Annotated in this window: 21 protein-coding genes and 2 tRNA genes; all 23 read left to right on the top strand. The window is 46.0% G+C overall.

Annotated features, from left to right (window positions below; genetic code table 11):
• The first annotated feature begins 2 nt into the window (after window positions 1–2).
• The 23 genes from MO387_RS16390 to astA all read left to right on the top strand — a co-directional run bounded on the left by MO387_RS16390 (window position 3) and on the right by astA (window position 24,261).
• A tRNA-Gly gene (locus tag MO387_RS16390) sits at window positions 3–78 on the top strand.
• 42 nt (window positions 79–120) lie between these two features.
• Window positions 121–196: transfer RNA gene (locus MO387_RS16385), tRNA-Gly, on the top strand.
• 786 nt (window positions 197–982) lie between these two features.
• Complete coding sequence (locus MO387_RS16380; RefSeq protein WP_107949299.1) at window positions 983–1,438, top strand: hypothetical protein; 456 nt, start codon at window positions 983–985, stop codon at window positions 1,436–1,438.
• 270 nt (window positions 1,439–1,708) lie between these two features.
• A complete protein-coding gene (locus tag MO387_RS16375) occupies window positions 1,709–3,193 on the top strand; it encodes an NAD(P)H-hydrate dehydratase (RefSeq protein WP_107949297.1) in 1,485 nt (494 codons plus the stop codon).
• 101 nt (window positions 3,194–3,294) lie between these two features.
• Window positions 3,295–3,753, top strand: coding sequence for a tRNA (adenosine(37)-N6)-threonylcarbamoyltransferase complex ATPase subunit type 1 TsaE (tsaE, locus tag MO387_RS16370; protein WP_106651688.1), 459 nt, complete (start codon window positions 3,295–3,297; stop codon window positions 3,751–3,753).
• A gap of 8 nt (window positions 3,754–3,761) precedes the next feature.
• The gene (locus tag MO387_RS16365) at window positions 3,762–5,183 is read left to right on the top strand and encodes an N-acetylmuramoyl-L-alanine amidase (RefSeq protein WP_107949295.1); all 1,422 of its coding nucleotides are present in this window, start codon (window positions 3,762–3,764) and stop codon (window positions 5,181–5,183) included.
• A 10-nt stretch (window positions 5,184–5,193) separates the two neighbouring features.
• A complete protein-coding gene (mutL, locus tag MO387_RS16360) occupies window positions 5,194–7,083 on the top strand; it encodes a DNA mismatch repair endonuclease MutL (RefSeq protein WP_199908760.1) in 1,890 nt (629 codons plus the stop codon).
• Window positions 7,076–8,002, top strand: a complete 927-nt coding sequence (gene miaA, locus MO387_RS16355) for a tRNA (adenosine(37)-N6)-dimethylallyltransferase MiaA (RefSeq protein WP_107949289.1) — start codon at window positions 7,076–7,078, stop codon at window positions 8,000–8,002. Before mutL ends, miaA begins: the two co-directional genes overlap by 8 nt.
• Before the next feature lie 92 nt (window positions 8,003–8,094).
• Window positions 8,095–8,367: an RNA chaperone Hfq gene (hfq, locus tag MO387_RS16350; protein WP_006084207.1), complete on the top strand. Its 273-nt coding sequence runs from the start codon at window positions 8,095–8,097 to the stop codon at window positions 8,365–8,367.
• Window positions 8,368–8,390: 23 nt separating this feature from the next.
• Window positions 8,391–9,698 carry a ribosome rescue GTPase HflX gene (hflX, locus tag MO387_RS16345; RefSeq protein WP_106651684.1) on the top strand — a complete coding sequence of 436 codons (1,308 nt, stop codon included), beginning with the start codon at window positions 8,391–8,393 and terminating at the stop codon, window positions 9,696–9,698.
• A gap of 36 nt (window positions 9,699–9,734) precedes the next feature.
• Window positions 9,735–10,874: an FtsH protease activity modulator HflK gene (gene hflK, locus MO387_RS16340; RefSeq protein WP_006080057.1), complete on the top strand. Its 1,140-nt coding sequence runs from the start codon at window positions 9,735–9,737 to the stop codon at window positions 10,872–10,874.
• Window positions 10,875–10,877: 3 nt separating this feature from the next.
• Window positions 10,878–11,771 (top strand): protease modulator HflC, encoded by an 894-nt coding sequence (hflC, locus tag MO387_RS16335; protein ID WP_107949287.1) that lies wholly within the window; start codon window positions 10,878–10,880, stop codon window positions 11,769–11,771.
• A 370-nt stretch (window positions 11,772–12,141) separates the two neighbouring features.
• On the top strand, window positions 12,142–12,732 hold the full coding sequence (gene petA / locus MO387_RS16330; RefSeq protein WP_006080059.1) for a ubiquinol-cytochrome c reductase iron-sulfur subunit: 591 nt from the start codon (window positions 12,142–12,144) through the stop codon (window positions 12,730–12,732).
• A complete protein-coding gene (locus MO387_RS16325; protein ID WP_006080061.1) occupies window positions 12,732–13,946 on the top strand; it encodes a cytochrome bc complex cytochrome b subunit in 1,215 nt (404 codons plus the stop codon). Before petA ends, MO387_RS16325 begins: the two co-directional genes overlap by 1 nt.
• The gene (locus MO387_RS16320; RefSeq protein ID WP_063881808.1) at window positions 13,946–14,644 is read left to right on the top strand and encodes a cytochrome c1; all 699 of its coding nucleotides are present in this window, start codon (window positions 13,946–13,948) and stop codon (window positions 14,642–14,644) included. The genes MO387_RS16325 and MO387_RS16320 overlap by 1 nt, the downstream gene beginning before the upstream one ends.
• Window positions 14,645–14,740: 96 nt before the next feature.
• Entirely contained in the window at window positions 14,741–15,370 is a 630-nt protein-coding gene (gene sspA, locus MO387_RS16315) for a stringent starvation protein SspA (protein ID WP_006080065.1), read from the top strand.
• On the top strand, window positions 15,370–15,807 hold the full coding sequence (locus MO387_RS16310) for a ClpXP protease specificity-enhancing factor (RefSeq protein WP_106651680.1): 438 nt from the start codon (window positions 15,370–15,372) through the stop codon (window positions 15,805–15,807). Before sspA ends, MO387_RS16310 begins: the two co-directional genes overlap by 1 nt.
• A gap of 192 nt (window positions 15,808–15,999) precedes the next feature.
• The gene (locus tag MO387_RS16305; RefSeq protein ID WP_107949285.1) at window positions 16,000–16,584 is read left to right on the top strand and encodes an aminodeoxychorismate/anthranilate synthase component II; all 585 of its coding nucleotides are present in this window, start codon (window positions 16,000–16,002) and stop codon (window positions 16,582–16,584) included.
• Between the two features lie 207 nt (window positions 16,585–16,791).
• Window positions 16,792–19,272, top strand: coding sequence for a prolyl oligopeptidase family serine peptidase (locus MO387_RS16300; RefSeq protein WP_220591178.1), 2,481 nt, complete (start codon window positions 16,792–16,794; stop codon window positions 19,270–19,272).
• A 204-nt stretch (window positions 19,273–19,476) separates the two neighbouring features.
• A complete protein-coding gene (locus MO387_RS16295) occupies window positions 19,477–20,622 on the top strand; it encodes an HDOD domain-containing protein (protein ID WP_242326417.1) in 1,146 nt (381 codons plus the stop codon).
• A gap of 55 nt (window positions 20,623–20,677) precedes the next feature.
• Window positions 20,678–21,589 carry an alpha/beta hydrolase gene (locus tag MO387_RS16290; protein ID WP_242326416.1) on the top strand — a complete coding sequence of 304 codons (912 nt, stop codon included), beginning with the start codon at window positions 20,678–20,680 and terminating at the stop codon, window positions 21,587–21,589.
• Window positions 21,590–21,896: 307 nt separating this feature from the next.
• On the top strand, window positions 21,897–23,114 hold the full coding sequence (locus MO387_RS16285; protein WP_006080073.1) for an aspartate aminotransferase family protein: 1,218 nt from the start codon (window positions 21,897–21,899) through the stop codon (window positions 23,112–23,114).
• Between the two features lie 127 nt (window positions 23,115–23,241).
• Complete coding sequence (gene astA / locus MO387_RS16280) at window positions 23,242–24,261, top strand: arginine N-succinyltransferase (protein WP_107949278.1); 1,020 nt, start codon at window positions 23,242–23,244, stop codon at window positions 24,259–24,261.
• The last annotated feature ends 3 nt before the right edge of the window (window positions 24,262–24,264 follow it).

Raw genomic sequence — 24,264 nt, 5'->3', positions numbered from 1 at the left:
ATGCGACATTAGCTCAGTTGGTAGAGCGATACCTTGCCAAGGTATAGGTCATCGGTTCGAACCCGATATGTCGCTCCAAATTAAAACTTAGTGATTTACCAAATCATTAATACAGATTATGCGACATTAGCTCAGTTGGTAGAGCGATACCTTGCCAAGGTATAGGTCATCGGTTCGAACCCGATATGTCGCTCCAATTTCCTAAATATCCCACTACTCAATTGACATTAGCTCAGTTACGAACTTGATATGACGATACCTTCTTTTTTGCCAAGGTATAGGTCATCGGTTCGAACCGCTCTTGATCAAAATCATGTCGCTCCAATTTCCTAAATATTCCACTATCAGATTACTCAATTGACATTAGAACAGTTGCGAACTTGATATGGCGATACCTTTGTGATTGTTAAATTAGTCAAGGTATAGGTCATCGGTTCGAACCGCTCTTGATCAAAATCATGTCGCTCCAATTTCCTAAATATCCCACTATCCCACTATCCCACTACTCAATTGACATTAGCTCAGTTGTGATTTTGATATGGCGATACCATTCTTTTTCAAGGTATAGGTCATCGGTTCGAACCGCTCTTGATCAAAATCATGTCACTGTAATTCCGTTAAACTCTCAACAGCGACTTTTTCACGTCATTCCCTCAATTAGCTCATCTATTCCTTTCTTGATTAACGACTATCCACTGCAAACCCTCTATCTTTGATTCATCATGCACAACCAAAGACTTACTCCAACCTTTTAGGCTAAGTGTTTTGAGATCTCTTTTGGCTTTTCTCTCTTATACAAAACAGTGTGATAGGATTTAGATGCGTGATCTGTAGCGTGTTTCTTCAAGTTTTCCTAAATTAGATAGCTTCGCGAAAGTTAAATTATGACCTTGTTCAAATATTCGTAACGCTTTTGCTCACATAATGAAGCTAGACAAAATTAATAGCGCCAAGTAGTTGGCCTGACAGTGGAGTGCATTATATGCGTATTCAACAATTACGTGATCTACTTGAGTATGTGGCAAATTGCCGCTTAGATATGGCGCAACTCTATGGCCGACTCAATAATCAAGCTGACTCGGCACGTGTGAAAATGATGCTGGATTATTTTGAGTCACATCAAAAAACCATGGCGGAGAAACTGCGCGATTATATGGAAGAAGCGCCACATCGTATTCTTGATACTTGGTACAAAGACTTCACCTTTGAAGACTTTACCAAGCGTTGCCAAGATACTATGTTGCCCGCGAACATGAATGAAGACGATGTGCTCAACTTGCACTTAGACTTAGAAAATCGTCTGATTGGTTTGTTAGAAAAAACGGTTAACTCAACCACTGCCGAAGATGCGCGTAATGCACTAGCCAACTTGATCCGAGTAGAGAAAACTCAGCAACAACGTTTGGTCCACAGCACGATTCGGATGGACGATATCTAAACCGTTATTGCTTCTAAATTCCCAAAGCCAGCCTAGTGCTGGCTTTTGTCTATGTGTCATCTGTGTATCGACGACTTTTGCACTACTTTGCTCCATTTGGGCGGGTATCTGCGCTTGAACTGATTTACGTCATAATTTCCCGATCCGATTCTTGCTACTTTCTTGATCTATTGGCTGATTTTTTTATCGGCCTTGCTCAATGCTGCCAAGACTCCTATGGTGAGGTAACTCATTGTGGAATGAAGTCGTTGGCGTCTAAGGAGATCCTTCATGGCACAAGATCTATCGCAATTTCCCAAGGCCTTATTTACCCAAGCACAAGTTCGCCAAGCTGAACTGAGTGCTGTGTCGCAGGGAGCCTCTAGCCTCTATGAATTGGTCGAGCGCGCTGGCGCAGCGGCTTTTGAATGTTTAACGAAACATAATCTCAACGCCTCTTCTGTGTTTTTCCTCGCTGGCAGCGGTAACAATGGTGCCGATGCCTTAGTGTGCGCCCGTCTAGCCCGTGCCAGTGGTATGGCCGTTTCAGTGATGATGACGTCAGCGGCAGGCACGCCTGAGTGTCAGCAAGCATTGGCCCATTATCTTAAGGATGGCGGAGAGTTACTGCCGAAAGCCGTTGCGCCCATTCTTGCGGCCAAGATTATCGTCGATGGTTTACTCGGCACAGGTGTGCGAGATGCGGTGCGCGACGATATGGCTGAGTATATTTGCGCCATCAATGACAATGCAGCTTGGGTATTGAGCCTTGATTTACCGTCTGGAGTGATTGCCGATACCGGCGCTGTGGCGGGGGTTGCAGTGATGGCAGATATCACCTTGTGTTTTGGAGGCTGGAAGCAAGGTTTGTTAACGGGTAAGGCGCGGCATTACTGCGGTGAACTTGAATTTGCCGCTTTAGGATTAACGCCATTCTTCCCTGAGGCGAGTGCACAAAGAGTCGGAAAAGAAACGCTTAAAGATTACTTTGCCGCCAGAGCGCGCGATAGCCATAAAGGCCTGTCGGGTAAAGTCACTGTTATTGGTGGTGATATGGGTATGGCTGGCGCCGTGCGACTGGCAAGTGAGGCATGTCTGCGTGCCGGTGCTGGGTTAGTCACAGTGATCAGTCGACCAGAGCATCAGTTGACGGTAAATGTCTCCCGTCCTGAATTGATGTTTTGGGGTTGCGATCTAGTCGATATGGAAGTGTATCTGCGCTTAGGTTGGGCGCAGGTTATCGTACTTGGCCCCGGTTTAGGTAAATATGACTGGGGCTATAACTTGTTTAAAGCCGTGGGCTTAAGCGATAAACCCTGTGTTTTGGATGCTGATGCTTTAAATCTACTCAGTAATGAGCCGCGTCGGCAAACCAATTGGGTGCTTACACCGCATCCGGGTGAGGCGGCGCGTTTACTCGGTTGCTCTGTGGCAGAAATTGAGCAGGATAGGTTTGCGGCAGTGCGGGCTATACAGCAAAAGTACGGCGGTGTTGTGTTGCTAAAAGGCGCTGGAACCGTCATTTTTGATGGCAAACAAATGGTTGTTGCGCCTGTTGGTAATCCTGGGCTTGCCAGTGGTGGGTGTGGTGATGTGTTATCTGGTATTATAGGCGCGCTCATGGCTCAAGGAATGGATAACATGCAAGCGACTGTGCTGGGTGTTGTTGTACATGGTTGCGCCGCCGATCTTGCGGCAATACAGGGAGAACGCGGCATGTTAGCGAGTGATTTAATGCCTTTTATTCGCCAATTAGTGAATAGTGATTTACTCTAGGCGGTATGTGAGACTCAAGCGGGGCTGGGCTTTGTTCTATACCTGTACCTTTTTAGGCTTGAGTCGCTTCTCCATCAATAACAGCAGTGATATAAGCGGATATGACAGAGTTAACTTTTTTCTTAGACAACGAAGACGACACTATTGCGGTTGGGCAAAAATTAGCCCGCCATGTCCAAGCGCCTTTGACTCTGTATCTTACGGGTGATTTAGGTGCCGGTAAAACGACGCTGAGTCGCGGCTTAATTCAAGGTTTAGGTCATAAAGGAGCAGTTAAAAGCCCGACTTACACTTTAGTTGAACCATATGAGCTGGATGGTGTCGAAGTTTATCATTTTGATTTGTATCGTTTAAACGATCCAGAAGAACTGGAGTTTATGGGTATTCGTGATTATTTCACGGATAAGAGTCTGTGCATTGTTGAATGGCCAGATAAGGGAGAGGGTTTATTGCCCGATGCCGATGTCCATATGCATTTAAGTTATCAAAATAGTGGGCGTGAAATACGCATAGAGGCCTTGTCAGAACTAGGTGAAAAGTTATTAAAAGCGATAAAATAAAAACTAAAATGATAAAAAATAACCCCTATTTTCAAATTATTATTCTTTCTTTATGTTCTTTTTTATCTGTGACGGCCCATGCGGCTAATCAGTTAGAAAGCGTACGTATTTGGGCTGCGCCTGAGTCAACTCGAATCGTGTTTGACCTAAGCGAAGCGCCGGATTACACCTATTTCTCTTTAGATGGTCCTAATCGCTTAGTGGTGGATTTAAAAAAGTCCGCCACTAAAGTTGCGCTTAAAAATCTTGAAAACAACAGTAAGTTAGTCAAGGGCGTGCGAGTCAGTAAGTCGCCGACTAAGGGCGATTTGCGTTTAGTCATAGATTTGGTGAAGCCACTGAATGCGAGCTTGTTTTCGTTGCCCGTAACTGCGCCCTACGGCAATCGTCTCGTGGTTGATTTAGAAGATAAAACCTTAACAACCGCCACCGCAGTTGTGTCATCAACCCCTGTTAAAACGGTTACTCAAGCGGCAAAATCATCCCGTGATATTGTGATTGCTATCGATGCGGGCCATGGTGGCGACGATCCCGGCTCCATTGGCCCTTCGGGCGTTTATGAAAAAAAGGTGGCCCTGGAAATCGCCAGACGTGTTTCGAGTAAAATCAATGACACGCCCGGCATGCGCGCTGTGATGATCCGTACCGGCGATTATTTTGTGAATCTGAATAAGCGCTCTGAGTTGGCCCGCAACAGTAAGGCCGATCTGCTGATTTCTATCCATGCCGATGCTTTTACATCACCCAATCCTCGCGGCGCCTCTGTGTGGGTATTATCCATGCGTCGTGCTAACAGTGAAATTGGCCGTTGGTTAGAGCAAAAAGAAAAACATTCTGAGTTGCTGGGCGGCGCGGGTGAGATTATCCAAAATACGGATAATGAACAGTATCTTGCAATGACCTTGCTCGATATGTCGATGAACAGTTCGATGGCCATTGGTCATTCAGTTGCGGGCGATATTCTTAAGGATTTAGGCAGCGTGACTGAATTGCATAAGAGTCGCCCAGAATCGGCGAGTCTAGCCGTGCTGAAGTCGCCGGATATTCCTTCAATTTTAGTGGAAACGGGCTTTATCTCGAATCCTAAAGAAGAGCGTTTGTTGTCGAGCAGTCGTCATCAAGAAAGCATTGCCGATGCTATTTACAAAGGTGTGAGTCGTTACTATCACAATAATCCGCCCGCGGACACTTTGCTTGCCCAGCGTGGCGGCGCAAGTTCTAGCAGTGCTAAATCGACAAAAGAGAGAACGCCAACCGCTTATGTGGGAAGTTCAACGGCATCGAATGTCAAACATAAAGTCAGTCGTGGTGAGTCTTTATCAGCCATTGCGCAGCGTTACCGTGTGCCTATGTCTAGCATCAAACAAGCGAATGGGATGAAGTCCGATGTGGTGCAGTTAGGACAAACGTTAGTCATACCCCAGAGTTAAATAGGAAAGCATGATGGGCATTCAGATCCTGCCACCGCAATTAGCCAACCAAATTGCGGCGGGGGAAGTGGTTGAGAGACCCGCTTCCGTAGTCAAAGAATTGGTCGAGAATAGCCTCGACGCAGGAGCGAGCCGAGTCGATATTGAAATCGATAAAGGCGGCAGCAAGCTGATTAAAATTCGCGATAACGGCTCTGGCATACCCAAAGATGAACTCGCATTGGCCTTATCGCGCCATGCGACTTCAAAGTTGCACACCTTAGACGATCTTGAAGCTATCCTCAGTTTTGGTTTCCGTGGTGAAGCGTTAGCAAGTATCAGTTCAGTCTCACGCTTAACGTTGACGTCGCGAACTGCAGATCAAACCGAAGCATGGCAAGCCCATGCCGAAGGTGCCGACATGGCGGTTAAAGTCATGCCCGCCGCGCATCCTGTTGGTTCGACGATTGAAGTGGTGGATTTATTCTTTAATACGCCGGCTCGCAGACGCTTTTTAAAGAGCGATAAAACCGAATTTACCCATATCGATGAATGGTTAAAGCGCATCGCCTTAGTGCGCGGCGATATCCATTTCACACTGACCCATAACGGCAAGACGGTACGCAATTATCGTCCCGCCATGAATGAAGCCCAGTATTTACAACGTTTGACGCAAGTAAGTGGTCGCCCATTTGCTGAGCAAGCGCTTAAGATTGAATGTCAACACGATGATTTGCGCCTCAGTGGTTATTTACAGTCACCTTGGTCGCCGGTGATTACTGATACCCATTATTTTTATGTCAACGGACGGCTTATCCGTGACCGCTTAGTCAATCATGCTGTGCGCCAAGCCTTTGCCCAAAAAGCAGAACTGGAGCAACCCGGCTATGTGTTGATGTTGGATATCGATCCCCATCAAGTGGATGTAAACGTGCATCCTGCTAAACATGAGGTACGATTCCATCAGAGTCGCTATGTGCATGATTATATTCTGCAAGCATTGCAATCGGCGCTCGAAGAAGCAGGGGAACTCAATGTCGTTCACTCTAGTTCCTTGGATGAAGTTGAAGATGTGTTTGTGGATTCTCCAACAAGCGCAGTTGGAATAGCTGCCCCTTTTGCACTTGGTGCTGATACATTTGAGTCTGCTCAAGATGCAGTTGCCCCTGCCGTTCAAGTAAAATCTGCCAGCGCAGGACGAGAAGGCGCCAGTTTTAGCACTCAAACCAATGCCTTTGGCAGCATGGCCACGCCAAGGGACAGTAGTCGCAGCAGTTATTCTGCAAGTGAATCTCGGCAACGTACTGAATTACCGTCAAAAGCGGCAATTGCAAGTTATGGGGCTTTACTGCAAACACCTGCTTACAGTGTAAAAAATCATGATTATCAGCCATCTCTGCCTATGCCTGCGATTTTAGATGGCCAATATTGGGTAATTGTTACGGAAGATAAGCTCAGTCTATTGCCAATAAAATCAGTAGCATTGGCGACGCGATGCCAAGAGATTGAGGCTAAGCTAGCGACTGGATTAATTGGGCAGCCTTTACTGATGCCTGTGTCTGTCGCGGCCGATGCAGATTGGCAGGCTGTGCTCGATGAACATGACACGCTAATCCGCCAGTTAGGTTTAGAACTAACAATTCGTTACCAGCAGTTGATTATTAAAAAAGTGCCCCCATATATCAGGGAGAGCCAGTTAGCCAAAGTGATCCCTGAGTGGCTACAATCGCTACGTTTTGAAACACCTGCGCCAAGCGCATTGGCATTTTGGTTGGCAAAACACAGTTTAACGGGATTCGTTTCGGCGCCAGAAATTTGGGCAGCATTTTCGCAGTTAGTTGACGAGAAAAAACAGCTTATTGCCAACAAAGCAATATCATTACCTTGGCAATCGTGGCTAGAAGAGCAAGCAAGTGAATAAAGAATTACAGCCTAAAGTGATATTTTTGATGGGACCAACGGCCTCAGGCAAAACTGCTTTAGCATTAGAATTAGCCGAAAAGCATAACTGCGAAATCATTTCGGTCGATTCAGCATTAATTTATCGCGGTATGGACATTGGCAGCGCCAAGCCTTCAGCCGACGAATTGGCCCGTGGGCCACATAGATTGATCGACATTCGTGATCCTAGTGAAAGTTATTCGGCAGCCGACTTTAGAGCCGATGCGATAACCGAGATAGAAAAGATTGTCAGCATGGGCAAAACGCCAGTATTAGTTGGCGGAACCATGATGTATTTCAAAGCATTACTCGAAGGTTTGTCACCTTTGCCGAGTGCGGACGAGGCCATTAGAGCCGAGATCCAAGCGCAGGCGGATGAAAAGGGATGGGAAGCACTGCATGATCAATTAAGGAAGATAGATCCCGTGTCGGCAGAAAGAATTCATCCTAATGATCCACAAAGACTTTCAAGAGCGCTGGAAGTCTATAGAATAAGCGGTAAGAGTATGACTGAGCTGACTCAGACCAAGTCTGCTCCCTTGCCCTATGACGTAGTGCAGTTTGCTATTGCACCGCGTGAGCGCAAAGTGTTACATGACTTAATTGCGCAACGTTTTGCGATTATGCTCAAGCAGGGCTTTCTTGAGGAAGTCACAGAGCTGAAAGCCCGTGGAGACCTGCATTTAGACTTGCCTTCAATGCGTTGTGTGGGTTATCGACAGTGCTGGCAATATCTCGATGGTGAGTTTGACTATGATACTATGGTCGAAAAAGCGGTTGCTGCTACTAGGCAATTGGCTAAGCGTCAATTAACATGGTTACGCAGTTGGCCAGAGTTGAATTGGCTCGAAAGTGGTGCTGAGGGGAATTTAGTTACACTTATGCGTCAATGCCGCTAGCTTATTAGCCCTTGCTGTATAATACTAAAACTAAACAAAAAACTATCACTGATATCGATTTATTTTATATAAATTAAAAAGGAAATAATAAAATGGCTAAGGGGCAATCTTTACAAGACCCATTTTTGAACGCATTGCGTCGCGAGCGCGTTCCTGTATCAATTTACTTGGTTAACGGCATTAAACTCCAAGGACAGGTAGAGTCGTTTGATCAATTTGTCATTCTGTTGAAAAACACAGTGAGCCAAATGGTTTATAAACACGCTATTTCTACTGTCGTGCCAGCACGCCCATTCAACGTTACTGGTCACCAAAATGCCCAAGGCGGATATGGTGCTCAAGATGATGCGCCTAGTGGCGAATAAGTTTTATCTAAGGAGTTTACTTCTTGTTTGATCGTTATGAGGCGGGAGAAACTGCGGTTCTTGTCCATATCGACTTTTCCGATGAGGAACGCCGAGAAGATTTAGTCGAGCTGCAGCTATTAGTAGAATCAGCTGGAGCCCGATCCGTCGGGGTGATTACTGGAAGTCGACGTTCGCCGGATCGCAAATTTTTTGTGGGTTCTGGTAAAGCTGAAGAGTTAGCCGCATTAGTGGCGGCGACCGAAGCCAATGTGGTGATTTTTAATCATGCATTGAGTCCAGCCCAAGAGCGTAATCTTGAGCAAGTGTGTCAATGTCGAGTACTCGACCGTACGACACTTATTCTCGATATTTTTGCTCAAAGAGCGCGAACTCACGAAGGTAAGTTGCAGGTGGAGCTAGCGCAATTGCGCCATATGTCGACTCGCCTGATCCGTGGTTGGACGCATCTTGAAAGGCAAAAAGGTGGTATTGGTTTACGTGGTCCAGGGGAAACCCAGCTCGAAACCGATAGACGTTTGCTCAGAGGACGGATTAAAAATATCAACAAACGCTTAGAGCGAGTTGATAAACAACGTGAACAGAGTAGACGTGCACGTAAGCGCAGTGATTTGTCGACAGTATCATTAGTCGGCTACACCAACGCCGGTAAATCAACGCTGTTTAATGCCCTAACATCTTCCGATGTTTATGCAGCAGATCAGCTGTTTGCCACACTCGATCCCACGTTAAGAAAGTTAGATTTACCCGATGGTGCCGTGATACTCGCGGATACAGTAGGGTTTATTCGTCATTTGCCCCATGATCTCGTTGCTGCATTTAAGGCGACTTTACAAGAGACAAGGCAAGCTGAGTTACTACTGCACATTGTTGATTGTGCAGATGAAAACATGGCGGATAATTTTGATCAGGTTCAATCTGTACTGAAAGACATCGAAGCCGATGAAGTCATGCAACTCGTGGTGTGTAACAAAATCGATTTACTCGAGGATGTAACTCCAAGAATTGAATATAACGACATAGGCAAACCCGTTCGAGTTTGGGTTTCGGCACAGAAGCGTTTGGGATTTGATTTGCTGTTGAAAGCCATCACTGAGCTAATCGGTGAGGTGATTAAAGAGCTAACACTTAGAATTCCGGCAACTGCTGGACATTATCTTGGCCAGTTTTATCGACTGGATGCGATACAGCAGAAAGAGTACGACGATCTGGGGAACTGTATTTTGTCTGTTCGTTTATCGGACGCCGATTGGCGCCGATTAGCTAAACAGAGTCAGGGTGAGTTAGAAACCTTCATCTACGAAGATTCGATAGATGAGGCTGTTTGTTAATAATCTAATTTATTTCATCCACTTATGGAGTGCTAAATGGCTTGGAACGAGCCCGGTAACAAGGGTAATGATCCTTGGGGAAATAAAGGTGGTAACGACAAAGGACCACCGGACCTTGACGAGGTTTTTCGTAATCTTTCAAAGCGCTTTGGCGGCAAAGGAAACGGCTCAGGCCAATCTTTTAGCTCGTTTAGCCTAATCATCATTCTTGCTGTTGCTGTAGTTGTTTGGGGACTTTCGGGTTTTTATACAATTAAAGAAGCTGAGCGTGGTGTGGCACTGCGATTTGGTAAACACGCTGGCGAAATTGGCCCTGGACTTCATTGGAAAGCCACATTTATCGACCAAATTTATCCCGTCGACATTCAATCGGTTCGCTCTATTCCTGCGTCTGGTAGCATGCTGACATCCGATGAAAACGTCGTGAAAGTTGAGCTTGATGTTCAGTATCGTATTTTAGATGCTTACTCATATCTATTTAGTGCCGTCGATGCGAACGCCAGTTTGCGTGAAGCGACTGACAGTGCACTGCGTTATGTCATTGGACATAATAAGATGGATGATATTCTGACTACTGGCCGTGATGCTATTCGTCGCGATACGTGGAAAGAGTTAGAGCGCATTCTTGAACCGTACAAATTGGGTCTTGCTGTTGTTGACGTCAACTTCTTACCGGCGCGTCCGCCTGAAGAAGTGAAAGATGCCTTCGATGACGCGATTTCTGCCCAAGAAGATGAACAACGTTTTATTCGTGAAGCAGAAGCCTATGCCCGTGAAATTGAACCAAAAGCTCGTGGTGAAGTTGAACGTATGGCACAACAAGCGAATGCTTATAAAGAGCGTGAAGTCTTAGAAGCTCGCGGTAAAGTGGCTCGTTTTGAGCTGTTATTACCTGAGTACCAGGCCGCGCCTGACGTGACTCGCAAGCGTTTGTATCTCGATACAATGCAGCAAGTGATGACAGATACGAATAAAGTGCTGATTGATGCCAAGAACAACGGCAACTTAATGTACCTACCGCTAGATAAGTTAATTCAGCAGAAGCCTGCGACAACGGAGCTGGAAGCTAAGCCACAGCAAAATGTCAATTCTTCATCTGTATCAACGACTCGCGCGAATGAGCCTTTGAGTGGACGTCCATCCCGCGATGATCGTACTCGCCAAGGGAGGGAGTAATCCATGGGTAGATTAAGCGTTATTCTTATCGCCGTACTCTTAGGTATTGGTTTGTCATCTTTAATGGTGGTGAATGAAGGCGAGCGCGCAATTGTGGCGCGTTTCGGTGAAATTTTAAAAGACAATGTGGATGGCAAGCAAGTCACTCGCGTCTATGGTCCAGGTTTACACGTTAAAGTACCTGTGATCGATAAAGTAAAATTACTCGATGCCCGTATTCAAACACTTGATGGTGCTGCGGATCGTTTTGTAACTTCAGAGAAGAAAGACCTTATGGTCGATTCCTATGTGAAGTGGCGTATTTTGGATTTCGAAAAATATTACCTGTCTACAAATGGTGGTATTAAATCGAATGCTGAATCGCTTTTACAACGTAAGATCAACAACGATTTACGAACTGAGTTTGGTCGCCGCACAATCAAAGAGATTGTCTCTGGTAAGCGTGATGAGTTACAGAATGATGCATTGGAAAATGCTTCAGAAAGCGCTAAAGACTTAGGTATTGAAGTTGTCGATGTGCGTGTAAAGCAAATCAATTTACCCGCTAACGTCAGTAACAGTATTTACCAACGTATGCGTGCTGAGCGTCAAGCTGTGGCAAAAGAGCATAGAGCACAAGGTAAAGAGCAATCTGAAATTATCCGTGCAACGATTGATGCTAATGTAACAGTGAAGATTGCTGAAGCTGAGCGTAAAGCCTTAACCATTCGTGGTGAAGGTGATGCATTAGCGGCTAAGATATATTCTGATGCTTACAGCAAAGATGCTGAGTTCTTCGGCTTTGTTCGTAGCTTAGAAGCCTATCGTGCCAGCTTCTCAGGCAAGTCCGATATCATGGTGTTAGAGCCTGATAGCGAGTTCTTCAAGTATATGAAGAGCACTGCACCTAAGAAGTAATACGTTAAAAGTATTGATCTAATAGGCCCTGTTACCCAGGGCCTATTTTTTTATCTGGCGATTGTTAACTTAGATTAAAAAGTCAGGGCTAATTTATATTAGCGATGCATGCTTTATGCCGATGTCACAGACAAGATGCTCAAAATATGATCCAAATGGATTAAAACGGGTTAATAGTTGGGTCTTTTTTAGACTTTTTTTAAAAAACACGCAATCTCCCTAACTTACTTGCGTGTTTTCACTATGATCTGCTTCTAATTTTTAGCTATAATGAGCCCCGCTTCAAACTTCGATTTTTGACCCTAGTGATGACTAAGGGCCGAAAGTCTTTGAAATATAAAAATTCCAACACCCTCTGGGAGATAAGTGGATGAGCAATGCGCCAGTCGATACCGGACGTCGCAGATTCCTGACAGCCGCAACCGCCGTAGTAGGTGGTGCTGGTGCCGTCGCTGTAGCGGTTCCTTTCATCAAGTCATGGAATCCGAGTGCCAAAGCGAAAGCTGCAGGTGCACCGGTCGAAGTAAATATCAGTAAAGTAGAGCCAGGTCAGCTGATCCGTGTTGAGTGGCGTGGAAAACCTGTATGGGTTGTCCGTCGCACAGATGCTGTGATCAATGAACTGCCAACACATGATGATAAGTTAAGAGATCCAGCTTCTGCCGAAATGCAGCAGCCTGATTATGCAACAAATCCTTTGCGCTCAATTAAGCCAGAGTATTTTATTGCTGTCGGTATTTGTACCCACCTCGGATGTTCACCTACTTATTTGCCAGATTCATTTGGTGAGCAAGTTGAAGGTGTCACTTCTGGTTTCTTCTGTCCATGTCATGGCTCTAAGTTCGATATGGCTGGTCGCGTGTTCCAAGGCGTACCTGCTCCATTGAACCTAGTTATCCCTCCACATCAATACGTTGATGATGGCACCGTGATTATCGGTGTAGATAAAGGAGTGGCGTAATGGTTAAGAATTTAATTAATTGGATTGATGCGCGTATCCCTATGACGGCGACTTATAACCGTCACGTGGGTCAGTATGCGACGCCAACTAACTTTAACTTTTGGTACTTTTTCGGTTCGCTAGCGATGTTGGTATTGGTTAACCAATTACTGACGGGTATCTGGTTGACGATGAACTATGTACCAACAGCAGAAGGCGCATTCGCTTCTGTTGAGTACATAATGCGTGACGTTGAATACGGTTGGTTGCTGCGTTATATGCACTCTACCGGTGCTTCAGCGTTCTTCGTAGTGATCTATCTGCACATGTTCCGTGGTTTGATTTACGGTTCATATCAGAAGCCTAGAGAACTACTGTGGTTGTTCGGTATGTTGATATTCCTCGTGTTGATGGCTGAAGCCTTTATGGGCTACTTGCTACCATGGGGTCAAATGTCATACTGGGGCGCTCAGGTAATTATTTCTCTGTTTGGTGCTATTCCTGTTATTGGTGACGATTTAACCCTGTGGATCCGTGGCGATTACGTGATCTCTGGTGCAACATTGAACCGATTCTTCGCACTGCACGTGATCGCACTACCGTTAGTATTAGTGGTACTCGTGTTCTTACACTTAATTGCGCTACACGAAGTGGGTTCAAACAACCCTGACGGTATCGAGATTAAGAAGAACAAAGACGAGAATGGCTGGCCAGTTGATGGTATTCCATTCCACCCATACTACACAGTTAAAGACATCATGGGCGTTGCAGGCTTCCTGATTGTGTTTTGTTATGTGTTGTTCTTCATTCCTGAAGGCGGCGGTTACTTCCTTGAGAAGCCAAACTTTGAAGCGGCTAACCCGATGAAGACACCTGAACACATTGCACCTGTATGGTACTTCACACCTTTCTACGCCATTTTACGTGCTATTCCTGATAAATTAGCAGGCGTAATAATGATGGGGCTATCGATTGCCGTACTGTTCGTATTGCCTTGGTTAGATCGTTGTAAAGTTAAATCAGTTCGCTACCGTAGCACGCTGCACAAGTTGAACATTGCTCAATTCGCAATTTCTTTCATAGTGTTAGGTTACTTAGGTGTAGTTCCTGCTACGCCGACGCTGACGATAGTTGCACAGGTGTTTACTTTTACTTACTTTGGTTTCTTTGTGGCGCTGTGGGTATACAGCAAGAATGAAAAAACTAAACCTGTTCCAGCGAGGTTGACACACTAATGAAAAAATTACTGATTGCATTAGTCACCTTGTTGCCGACGCTGGCTATGGCCGCAAGCGGGCATAAAATACATTTAGAAGACGCTAATGTTGACCTGCATGATAAAGCTTCTTTAGAGCGTGGTGTGGACCTGTTCCAACATTATTGTTCTGGTTGCCATAGCACTCAGTATCAGCGTTATGAACGTGTCGCTACTGATCTCGGTATCTCTATTGATGATATGCGTAACAAGTATATGTTCACCGATGCCAAAATTGGTGAGCTTATGCAAAACGCGATTCCGCATAAAGATGCTGCTAAATGGTTTGGTGCTACACCGCCTGATTTAACATTAGTTGCACGCGTTCGTGGCGAAGATTGGGTTTATTCCTATCTAAAAGGCTTCTATAAAGATCCTAGTCGCCCATTTGGTGTGAATAACACAGTGTTCCCATCTGTTGGTATGCCACATGTACTCGAAGAGTTGCAAGGCACACCAGTTAAACAAGAAGATGGCACTATTGTGGTGACTGGCGGTAAATTAAATGCGGAAGAATATGATCAAGCGGTTCGTGATATCACGGGTTTCTTAGTCTATTCGGCTGAACCTGTTAAGCTAGAGCGTCAAGCTATGGGTTGGTGGGTACTCGGATTCCTGTTTATATTCTTTATTGTGGCCTACCTCTTGAAGAAAGAGTATTGGAAAGATGTACACTAGGCACCAATAACGGGTAAAATGTAATATCCGCATAGTGTAAACGGGGGGCTTAGCCCCTCGTTTACTTTTGTTTTATTTCGATTCTGGAGGGTATCAATGGCTGTTGCTGCCAACAAACGCTCTATCATGACACTGTTTTCAGGTGCTGATGATCTGTATAGCCATCAAGTACGTATCGTGTTAGCTGAGAAAGGGGTTACTGTTGATGTTTTACAGGTCGACCCTAACGAAATGCCTGAGGATTTGCTCGAAGTAAATCCATATAACTCAGTGCCAACTTTGGTAGACCGTGAACTCGTATTATACGAATCACGCATTATCATGGAATATTTGGATGAGCGTTTTCCTCATCCGCCTTTGATGCCAGTTTATCCAGTGTCTCGCGGTCAAAGCCGTTTGATGATGCACCGCATAGATACAGACTGGTATTCGCTAGTTGACCGTATCCGTAAAGGTGATCGTGTTGAAGCCGCTCGTAAAGAGTTGACTGAAAGCCTGATTGCAATTGCGCCAATCTTCGGTGAAGTGCCTTACTTCATGAGCGAAGAATTTGGTCTCGCGGATTGCTACCTTGGCCCATTGTTATGGCGCTTACCTGTATTAGGTATTGAGCTAGATAGCCGTGTAGCTAAAGATATCAAAGCGTACATGACACGTATTTTTGAGCGTGAATCGTTTAAAGCTTCTTTGACTGAAGCTGAACGCGAAATGCGCATGGGTATGTAATGAAGCCTTTGACTCCAAATCGTCCTTATTTACTAAGGGCTTACTATGATTGGTTGATGGATAACCAATTGACTCCTCACGTTGTGGTCGATGCCTTTATCGAAGGTACTCAAGTACCGCAGCAATACGTGAAGGATGGCCAGATAGTGTTGAATATCGCTGCTGGCGCAGTGGGCAATTTGCAAATTAGCAATGAGTGTGTGGAGTTCAATGCGCGTTTTGGTGGTGTTCCCCAGCAGGTGATGTTGCCAATGGCGTCAATTGTCGCTATTTATGCCCGTGAAAATGGGGCTGGCACTGTCTTCGATATCGAAGATGCTTATTTGCTTGACGATGAAGTCGATTCATCTTTATCTGTTGTTGAAACAAACGATAAAGCGCCTGAACCGACGGATGAACCACCTAAGCGTCGCAGCCATTTAACCGTCGTAAAATAACGACCGCTAAATCGCTGTGGTGAAATGCCCAAGTTGTTTTAAAACTGAGCCAGTCCAATGACTGGCTTTTTTGTCACTGTATTTTATCGCTGTAATTGGCTAAACCTTGAGGATAAGGTGTGGTAGCATTTGCGCCCGCATTCATCCGTCGGATATGCGTTACCTTTACCCATTTAGGCCAATGGATCTTGTATGTTGCTAATGATCGATAATTACGACTCTTTTACCTTTAACTTAGTGCAGTATTTTCAGCAGCTAGGGCAAGAGATAGTGGTCAAACGTAATGACGAAATTAGCATCACCGAAATCGAGGCGCTTGCGCCTACTCATCTGGTGATTTCGCCCGGCCCTTGCACTCCCAATGAGGCGGGGATTTCCCTTGCGGCGATTAAACATTTTGCCACGCGCATGCCGATCCTAGGTGTGTGTTTAGGGCATCAGGCGATGGCGCAGGTTTTTGGTGCCAATGTGGTGCGTGCCGAACGGGTAATGCACGGCAAGGTCAGCGCCATTGCGCATACTGGCCAGCGGTTATTTGAGGGATTAAATCAGCCCTTAACCGTCACACGTTATCACTCGTTATTGGTAGATGCTGTGCCTGAAGGTTTTGTACTCGATGCTTGGTTTGATGATCCGATCCATGGCCGAGAAATCATGGCCATGAGTCATCAGGACTTACCGCTGTATGGGGTGCAATTTCATCCCGAATCCATTCTTACCGAGCAAGGTCTCGAACTATTAGCCAATTTTTTAGCGCAATCGGCTGTGCCTGTATAATTTCCTCGCCCTAAAAACTCCTCGTCCTAAAAACTACCCGCACTATATTCGTACTATCAATTTCTGTTACAAGATTTATCCTTTTTTTAAGCAAGTTTAGCGATTAACTATGCTATAACTGCGGCAAAACTACGCGAATAGGCAAAACCAGCAGATAAACTAGACTGGGTCATTTAGCCGTTGCGATAACAATAAAAGGAAAGACAAATGAGAAGCGTAATGCGAAATTTGGGTTTAAGTGCGTTAGCGGTTGCCGTGTTGGCAGGTTGCGCTGCGACATCGACTGAAACAGCAGTTCCTGCATCATCCCCGCAAGCATTCCAAGTTCCCTTAGCCCAACCGCCACAGGTTTCACAGGCGCTTACGCTTAATCAAATTATGGCAAATCCCGATTGGATGGGGGTTTTCGCCAAAGAGGCATACTGGAGCGACGATAGCCAAAGTGTGCTGTTTGCCCGCCAAGCGAGTGCTTCACCTCTGCGTAGCTATTATCAGCAAGGTATCAATGACAGTCGCGCCGTCGAGCTAGCGCTTGATAAATTACACGCGGCAGATCAGCAGTTTGGTGTGTTTGATCGCACTAAATCCCACAAGGCTTATCTGTATCAGGGCAACATTTTTGTTAAGCAATTAAGCACAGGCAAAATCAGCCAGCTGACTCGCCAGCGCAGTGCCATCGATGGCGTGCGTTATCTCAATAATGGCGATATCGCCTATTGGCAGGGCGACAATGTTTTCCAAATTCATCAAGACTCAGGCTTAGTCGAGCAACTTGCTGAAATTAAAATGGCGAAAGCCCCTGAAGGTGTAAAAGAGCCAACGTCTTACATTGCTAAGCAACAGCACAGATTAATTAAGTATGTGGCGCTGCAGCAAGAGAACGCTAAAGCCAAAGCACAGTACAAAGATGAATTGCAAAAAAGCGACCCAACACTTGCCGCCAGCACTTGGTATTTAGGCGATAGCGAAGTCGTGTCAGAGCTTAGCCTGTCACCGGATGGCCGCTATATTTTACTTGCTCTGACCGACAAGAATTACACCGGCAGCAGTGAACACGACATCATGCCTAACTACTTAGGCAGCGATGGTTATATTGATCCCGTACCCGTGCGTGCACGTGTGGCTGAAGATACGCCGCCAGGGCAACGCTTTGTAGTGCTTGATTTAAACCAGCATAAACAAGTCGATATCACTATCGAGGGCTTGACGGGTTTTGATGAAGATGTGCTCGCCAAAGTGAAAGCTGAGAATGCTAAAGCGAAAGGCGAAACTTATCAAAGCACTAAAGCGCCACGCAAAATTCAGTTGATGCAGGATTGGGGCTGGACTCAGAGTGCGATTCAATGGCATGAATCGGAAGATAAATTGGCTCTGATGCTAGAAGCTACCGATAACAAAGATCGCTGGATCGCCAGTGTCGATCTCGCTAAAGGTAAATTCACCACAGAACATCGTTTGCATGATGATGCATGGGTGAATTATGACTACAACCAATTCGGTTGGTTGCCGGGGACGGATTCTCTGTACTATTTGTCGGAAGAATCAGGTTATTCGCAGCTCTATGTGAAAGGACTTGGTGAAAAGCCGCGCGCCTTAACCCAAGGCAAGTTTGTTGTGAGCGACATCCAGCTGTCACCGGACGCGAATTATATCTACTACAAAGCTAACCAAACTCACCCTGGTATGTATAACGTTCACAGGGTGAACTTAGCCACAGGCAAAAATGAGCAATTAACGCAGTGGGATGGCAACTTAGATTACAGCCTAAGTCCTGATGGCACTCAGCTATTACTTAATGCTTCACGTCGCACTCAGCCCAATGAGCTGTATGTTCAACCCATTGGCGGTGAGTTAAAGCAGCTGACGTCTTACACCAGCGATGCCTTTAAAAATTACCCATGGCAAGCGCCAGAAGTGGTAGCAGTACCTTCAAATCATGGCGCCGGCAAGGTGTACGCCCGCGTTTATCTGCCGCAAGGCTATGATAAGTCCCGCGCCGAGAAGTACCCTGCGGTGATTTTCAACCACGGCGCAGGTTATCTGCAAAATGCTGACTACGGCTTTAGTGGATACTTTCGCGAATTTATGTTCCACAACCTGCTGACTCAGCAAGGTTATGTGGTAATGGACATGGATTACCGTGGCTCTAAAGGTTATGGCCGAGATTGGCGCACTGCGATTTATCGCAATATGGGTCATCCAGAAGTCGAAGACTTAAAGGATGGCGTTAGCTGGATGGGAGCCAATACGAATGTCGATACGCAACGTGTCGGGACCTATGGTGGTTCCTACGGCGGATTCTTAACCTTTATGTCATTGTTCACTGCACCAGACCTGTTTCAAGCAGGAGCCGCACTGCGTCCTGTGGCGGACTGGGCACATTATAATGCGCCTTATACCTCTAACATTTTAAATACGCCTGATGTCGATCCTATCGCCTATGAGCGCAGCTCTCCGATTGAGCATGCTCAAGGATTAACGAAACCACTGCTTATTATGAGTGGAGTTATGGACGACAACGTTTTCTTCCAAGACAGCGTGCGCATGGTGCAGCATTTGATTGAACTGGAAAAACCGACCTTTGAAACGGCGATTTATCCTGTCGAGCCCCATGGCTTCCGTCAGCCTTCTAGCTGGTTAGACGAATACCGCCGTATCTATAAGTTATTCGAACAAGAACTCAAATAACTCAGCTCGATTTCCTGTAAAGGCCTCTATGTGAGGCCTTTTTATTGGGTAACTGAGTAGGAAATATCCGATATCACACTATGTTTGTGTTCTGCGACTTTGCGTTATTGCTAAGATTAAGTGTATGTGCTGAAATTGTAATGATTTTGAGAGTTTGATTGTTTTGACGTCACTCAGGCATTAGCGATATAGGAAAGATTTATAGTGGCGATTTCGGTTGCGGGCGGTGTAAGACCCGGCAAAATTATAGAGATAGAGCACAGACTCTACCAACAGTTGATCCTCGGAAAGCATAAAGCGAGCCCGACTCTTTTGGATGACCTCGACCTTGAATTAGAGGCCGATGCGAATAAATTAGATGTTGAGCGCGAAGCGATTTTGGTACGTTTGATGAAACAAATTAAAGCCAAAGAAGTGTTCGAAGCCGTGTCGAGCCAGCTGCATGAAACGGTCAATAATGCCATCGAGCATCAACTCGCGTCCCCCGAACTGGTTCTGGCTAAGTCAGAGATCAATGAATCGCAAATTCTGTTGCTGGAATTACTGCTGGCAAAAAATCTTGATGCGACGCGATTAAGACCGCTGATCAGCAACTTAAGTTGGCTATGCCGCGACTTAACCAATATGGTCAACAGCCCGTCTTTTCGCGCTCGCCGGCCTCAGAGCTCAGATGTGCGAGTTACCGATATTAAATTGGTGATGAATTACATCGGCATCGAAAACCTGCGAACGATTATCCCTTATTTTTGCCTGCGTAATTGGCTGCCGAGCGCCAATGCTAAGTTGCTGTGGACTACCCGTAAATTATGGCGCTACAGCATAGTCAGTGGTATTGCGGCCAATGCGTTGGCTCAGCTTCATAATACTGACTCAGCCTTAGTTTACAGTAGTGCCTTACTCAATCAATTAGGCACCTCGGTTGTGCTGAGTTTGAGCGCGCGCTTATTCGATCAAACTTGGGGCTCTTGGATAAGGGAAGCCAGCAGCAGCCGTGATAAGGAAGTGTATGATGCTGTGATTGCCACTGAGTTTCCGGCCAAGGCTGTGTTTGAACAAGTGTTAAGTCATGGTCATAAACTAAACTGGCAGTTATTAGAGCTGCTTAAGTTTGAAGCTAGCCCTTTGACTGGGTTATTGAAGGAGCTAGACCTGACCTTAAGTTATCGGGAGTTGTCACCGCAGGCGGCATTAGTCGCACGGGCAAACTGTTATGCTAAAGTGGTGTTACTCGAAGAGATGCGTCAAATCGATCCCCAAGAAAAGCGTTTAATGTTTGATTATTACGAGTTAACTGAGCAAGAAGTACTGCGCTTAAAAGCACAGAATTATAGGAAGTTAGATCTGCTGTAGTCCACGACCTGCGACTTGAGCGTCGGGATGGCGGCGTTTAAGTAGAGGAAGTGATATGCCAAGCTGGCAAGCATCTGTACTGAATACTATTTTATCCTATGTTGCTAGGCCATCCATCAGTCGCGGCAAAGCCAAAGTCCCCCTAGCGCAAGTGCGTAAAAAGTTGCTTGATCTCGATAAACGTTGGCTTCCTTGGCCGGATAAGTTAGTCAGTGCCACCATCCCTTTGCAACACTCTAGCTTGCTGCACTATGTGCTTCTCAATGAACAAACTCGCCTTGGCAATCTGTTTTATATCCGTGGTGGAGGTTTTTGTTTTAAAACGCCCCATGCCCACGCAAGATTGATCGCGGATATTAGCCAGCGTTGTAAATTGGATGCCTATATTCCCGATTATCGTCTCGCACCTGAGCATCCTTTTCCTGCGCCATTTGATGATGTGCTTGAAGCCTATAAGCGATTAATTGCGCTTAAGGGCGCTGACAATGTGGTCCTTATGGGCGACTCTGCTGGCGGCAATTTAGCCTTGAGCCTATTGCTGGAATTAAAGCGTTTAGCTCTGCCTTTGCCGACGGCTTGTATCCTGTTATCGCCCGCGTTGGATTTAGCACTAACCGGAGATACTGAGTTGATACTCGCGGCTGACGATCCCTTCTTCACCATCGAAGCTTTGCTGCGTTTACGTGGCGCTTATCTTGGGCGGGCCGACCCCATGTCAGCAAAAGTTTCCCCCTTGCAGGGGGACTTGGCAGATCTGCCGCCCATCTTAGTGATTGCGGGTACGCGGGAGCTGTTATTGCAGGATTCTGAGCGCCTAGTAGCTCAAGTCAAAGCCAGCGGTGGCGAGATAACGGGCTGTTTTTACCCTAACATGCCCCATGTGTTTCCCTTGTTCAATTTATTGCCTGAAGCCCTTGAAGTGAGGTCGAAAATTAGCCATTTTGTGCTTTCACACTTGATTCGTTAAAATGGTGTAGTTATTCACATTCAGTGAATAGCTAGCAAAATGAGGGGTAAATAACTTTTTTTCTGACTAATTATGCTGCAAGCCACGGGTTTAAACGCTTGTATAGTTCTTAAACTGCAATCTTTATGCACTTTGGGTAGAAGAGCTAGGATTGATGTTTGTGAAAAACTGGTATTTTGATCACATTTTCGCTAATAATGGTTATTAATAGACACAAGCAATCCCAGTATCACTAACTCTAGATAAAGATACCTATGGGACTCTGACGGCCCCGATGCCGTTAAACAAACACAAAGGACGAAGAAGAATGAGCGTTGATATGAAGTTAGACCGTGCCCAGTTTGACGCAGTTATGGTGCCTAATTATGCGCCTGCTGCTGTGATCCCTGTTCGTGGCGAAGGAAGCCGAGTTTGGGACCAAGAGGGTAATGAGTTTATCGATTTTGCTGGCGGTATTGCGGTAAATTGCTTAGGTCACTGTCATCCTGCCCTTGTGAATGCCCTTAAAACACAAGGCGAAAAATTATGGCATCTGTCAAATGTAATGACGAACGAGCCTGCCTTAGAATTAGCGACTAAATTAGTTAACAGCACGTTTGCCGACAAAGTGTATTTTGCCAATTCTGGCGCCGAAGCCAACGAAGCCGCATTGAAACTTGCCCGTCGTTACGCCTTAGAAAAGCACGGCGTTGAGAAAGACGAAATCATAGCATTCGATAAAGCCTTCCACGGCCGGACCTTCTTCACTGTGAGCGTGGGTGGACAAGCTGCCTATTCCGATGGTTTTGGTCCTAAGCCACAGAGCATTACTCACCTGCCATTTAACGATGTTGCTGCATTAGAAGCTGCAGTAACGGACAGAACCTGCGCCATCATGCTTGAGCCGCTGCAGGGCGAGGGCGGTATTATTGATGCCGATCCTGCATTCCTGAAAGCCGTGCGTGAACTGGCTAACAAGCACAATGCGCTAGTGATTTTTGATGAAGTGCAAACGGGTGTGGGTCGTACTGGCGAACTGTACGCTTACATGGGGACTGAAATCGTACCTGACATTTTAACCACAGCTAAAGCACTCGGCGGTGGTTTCCCTATCGCAGCTATGCTGACAACCGCTGAGATTGCTGAACATCTAAAAGTGGGCACTCACGGTTCTACCTATGGCGGTAACCCATTAGCCTGCGCTATCGGTAATGCTGTGTTAGACGTAGTGAACACCCCTGAAGTGTTAGACGGCGTTAAACATCGTGAGCAGTTATTGCGCGATGGTTTGAACAAAATTAATGAAAAATATCATGTATTTTCAGAAGTACGCGGTAAAGGTTTGCTGTTAGGGGCAGTTCTTAATGAACAATACCAAGGCCGTTCACGCGACTTCTTGGTGGCCTCTGTCGCTGAAGGCTTAATGAGCCTGATGGCGGGTGCTAACGTGGTACGTTTTGCTCCTTCTCTGGTGATCCCTGAGGCAGATATTGCTGAAGGTCTAGCTCGTTTTGAACGTGCTGTGGCGAGCATAGCTGCCGCCTAAATGACCAAAGGAGTGTTGAATTTATTCGCACTCCTTTTTTGTCAGGGAATACTTACGTGCATCATTACCTGTCTTTTTGAAGAGAGGAGCCTTGATGCACGGCAAGCCAAAGTGAGGAGACACTAAGATGTTAATCATACGTCCTATTCAGGCTGGCGATTTTGAAGCCTTATATCAAATTGCCGAAGAGTCTGGTCATGGTTTTACGTCATTACCCGTGAATGCCGATTTGCTCAGACATAAAATTGCGCGAGCAGAAGCCTCATTCGTCAAAACCGTCGATGCGCCCTTCGATGAAGGTTATCTGATGGTGCTGGAAGATACCGACACCCGAGAAGTGGTGGGAACGTGCGCTATCGAAGCAGCCGTGGGAATGGAAGATGCGTTTTACCATTATCGACTCGGTACCGAAGTCTATCATTCCGAACAAATTGACGTGCGTAACGAGGTCGAAACCCTCACCCTTTGCCATGATTACACTGGCGCCGCCGAAATGTGCACCCTGTTTTTGCGTGAAGCGTATCGCAAGGGCAACAATGGCCGCATGTTATCCCGCAGTCGCTTTTTGTTTTTAGCGCAACATGCGAAGCGTTTTGGCGAAACTGTGATTGCCGAAATGCGCGGTGTGAGCGATGCAGATGGCCACTCGCCTTTTTACGGTTGGCTACAAAAGCACTTTTTAGGCATTGATTTTATTCAGGCAGATTATCTTTCTGGTTTGGGCAAAAAGGCATTTATGGCCGAAATGATGCCACGAAACCCTGTCTATGTTTGTCTGTTGCCGGAAGAGGCACAGAAAGTGATTGGCGAAGTGCATACCAATACCCGTCCCGCATTAAGTCTATTGCAGGCCGAAGGCTTTAGATGCCGCGGTTACGTGGATATTTTTGATGGTGGTCCAACGGTTGAGTGTCGTTTATCGGACATTCGCGGCGTGCGAGAAAGCCGTCTGTTGACCGTCGATATTGGTGACATGGCCGAAGCCGACACTCAATTTATTATCTCAAATACTCAATTAGCCAATTATCGAGCGACGTCAGCCGCACTGGCTGTGGACGACAAATCCGAACATATCATCATTAGCCCTGAGCTGGCCGCGGGTTTGTTACTCGCAAAAGGCGATCAAATCCGTATTTTGGCAATGTAGGAA

Origin of the sequence: Shewanella sp. N2AIL, assembly GCF_022690845.1 — a bacterium.
Lineage (GTDB): Bacteria > Pseudomonadota > Gammaproteobacteria > Enterobacterales > Shewanellaceae > Shewanella > Shewanella baltica.
The sequence above is the reverse complement of the archived record's forward strand: the minus strand, read 5'-3'. Positions and strand labels throughout refer to the sequence as shown.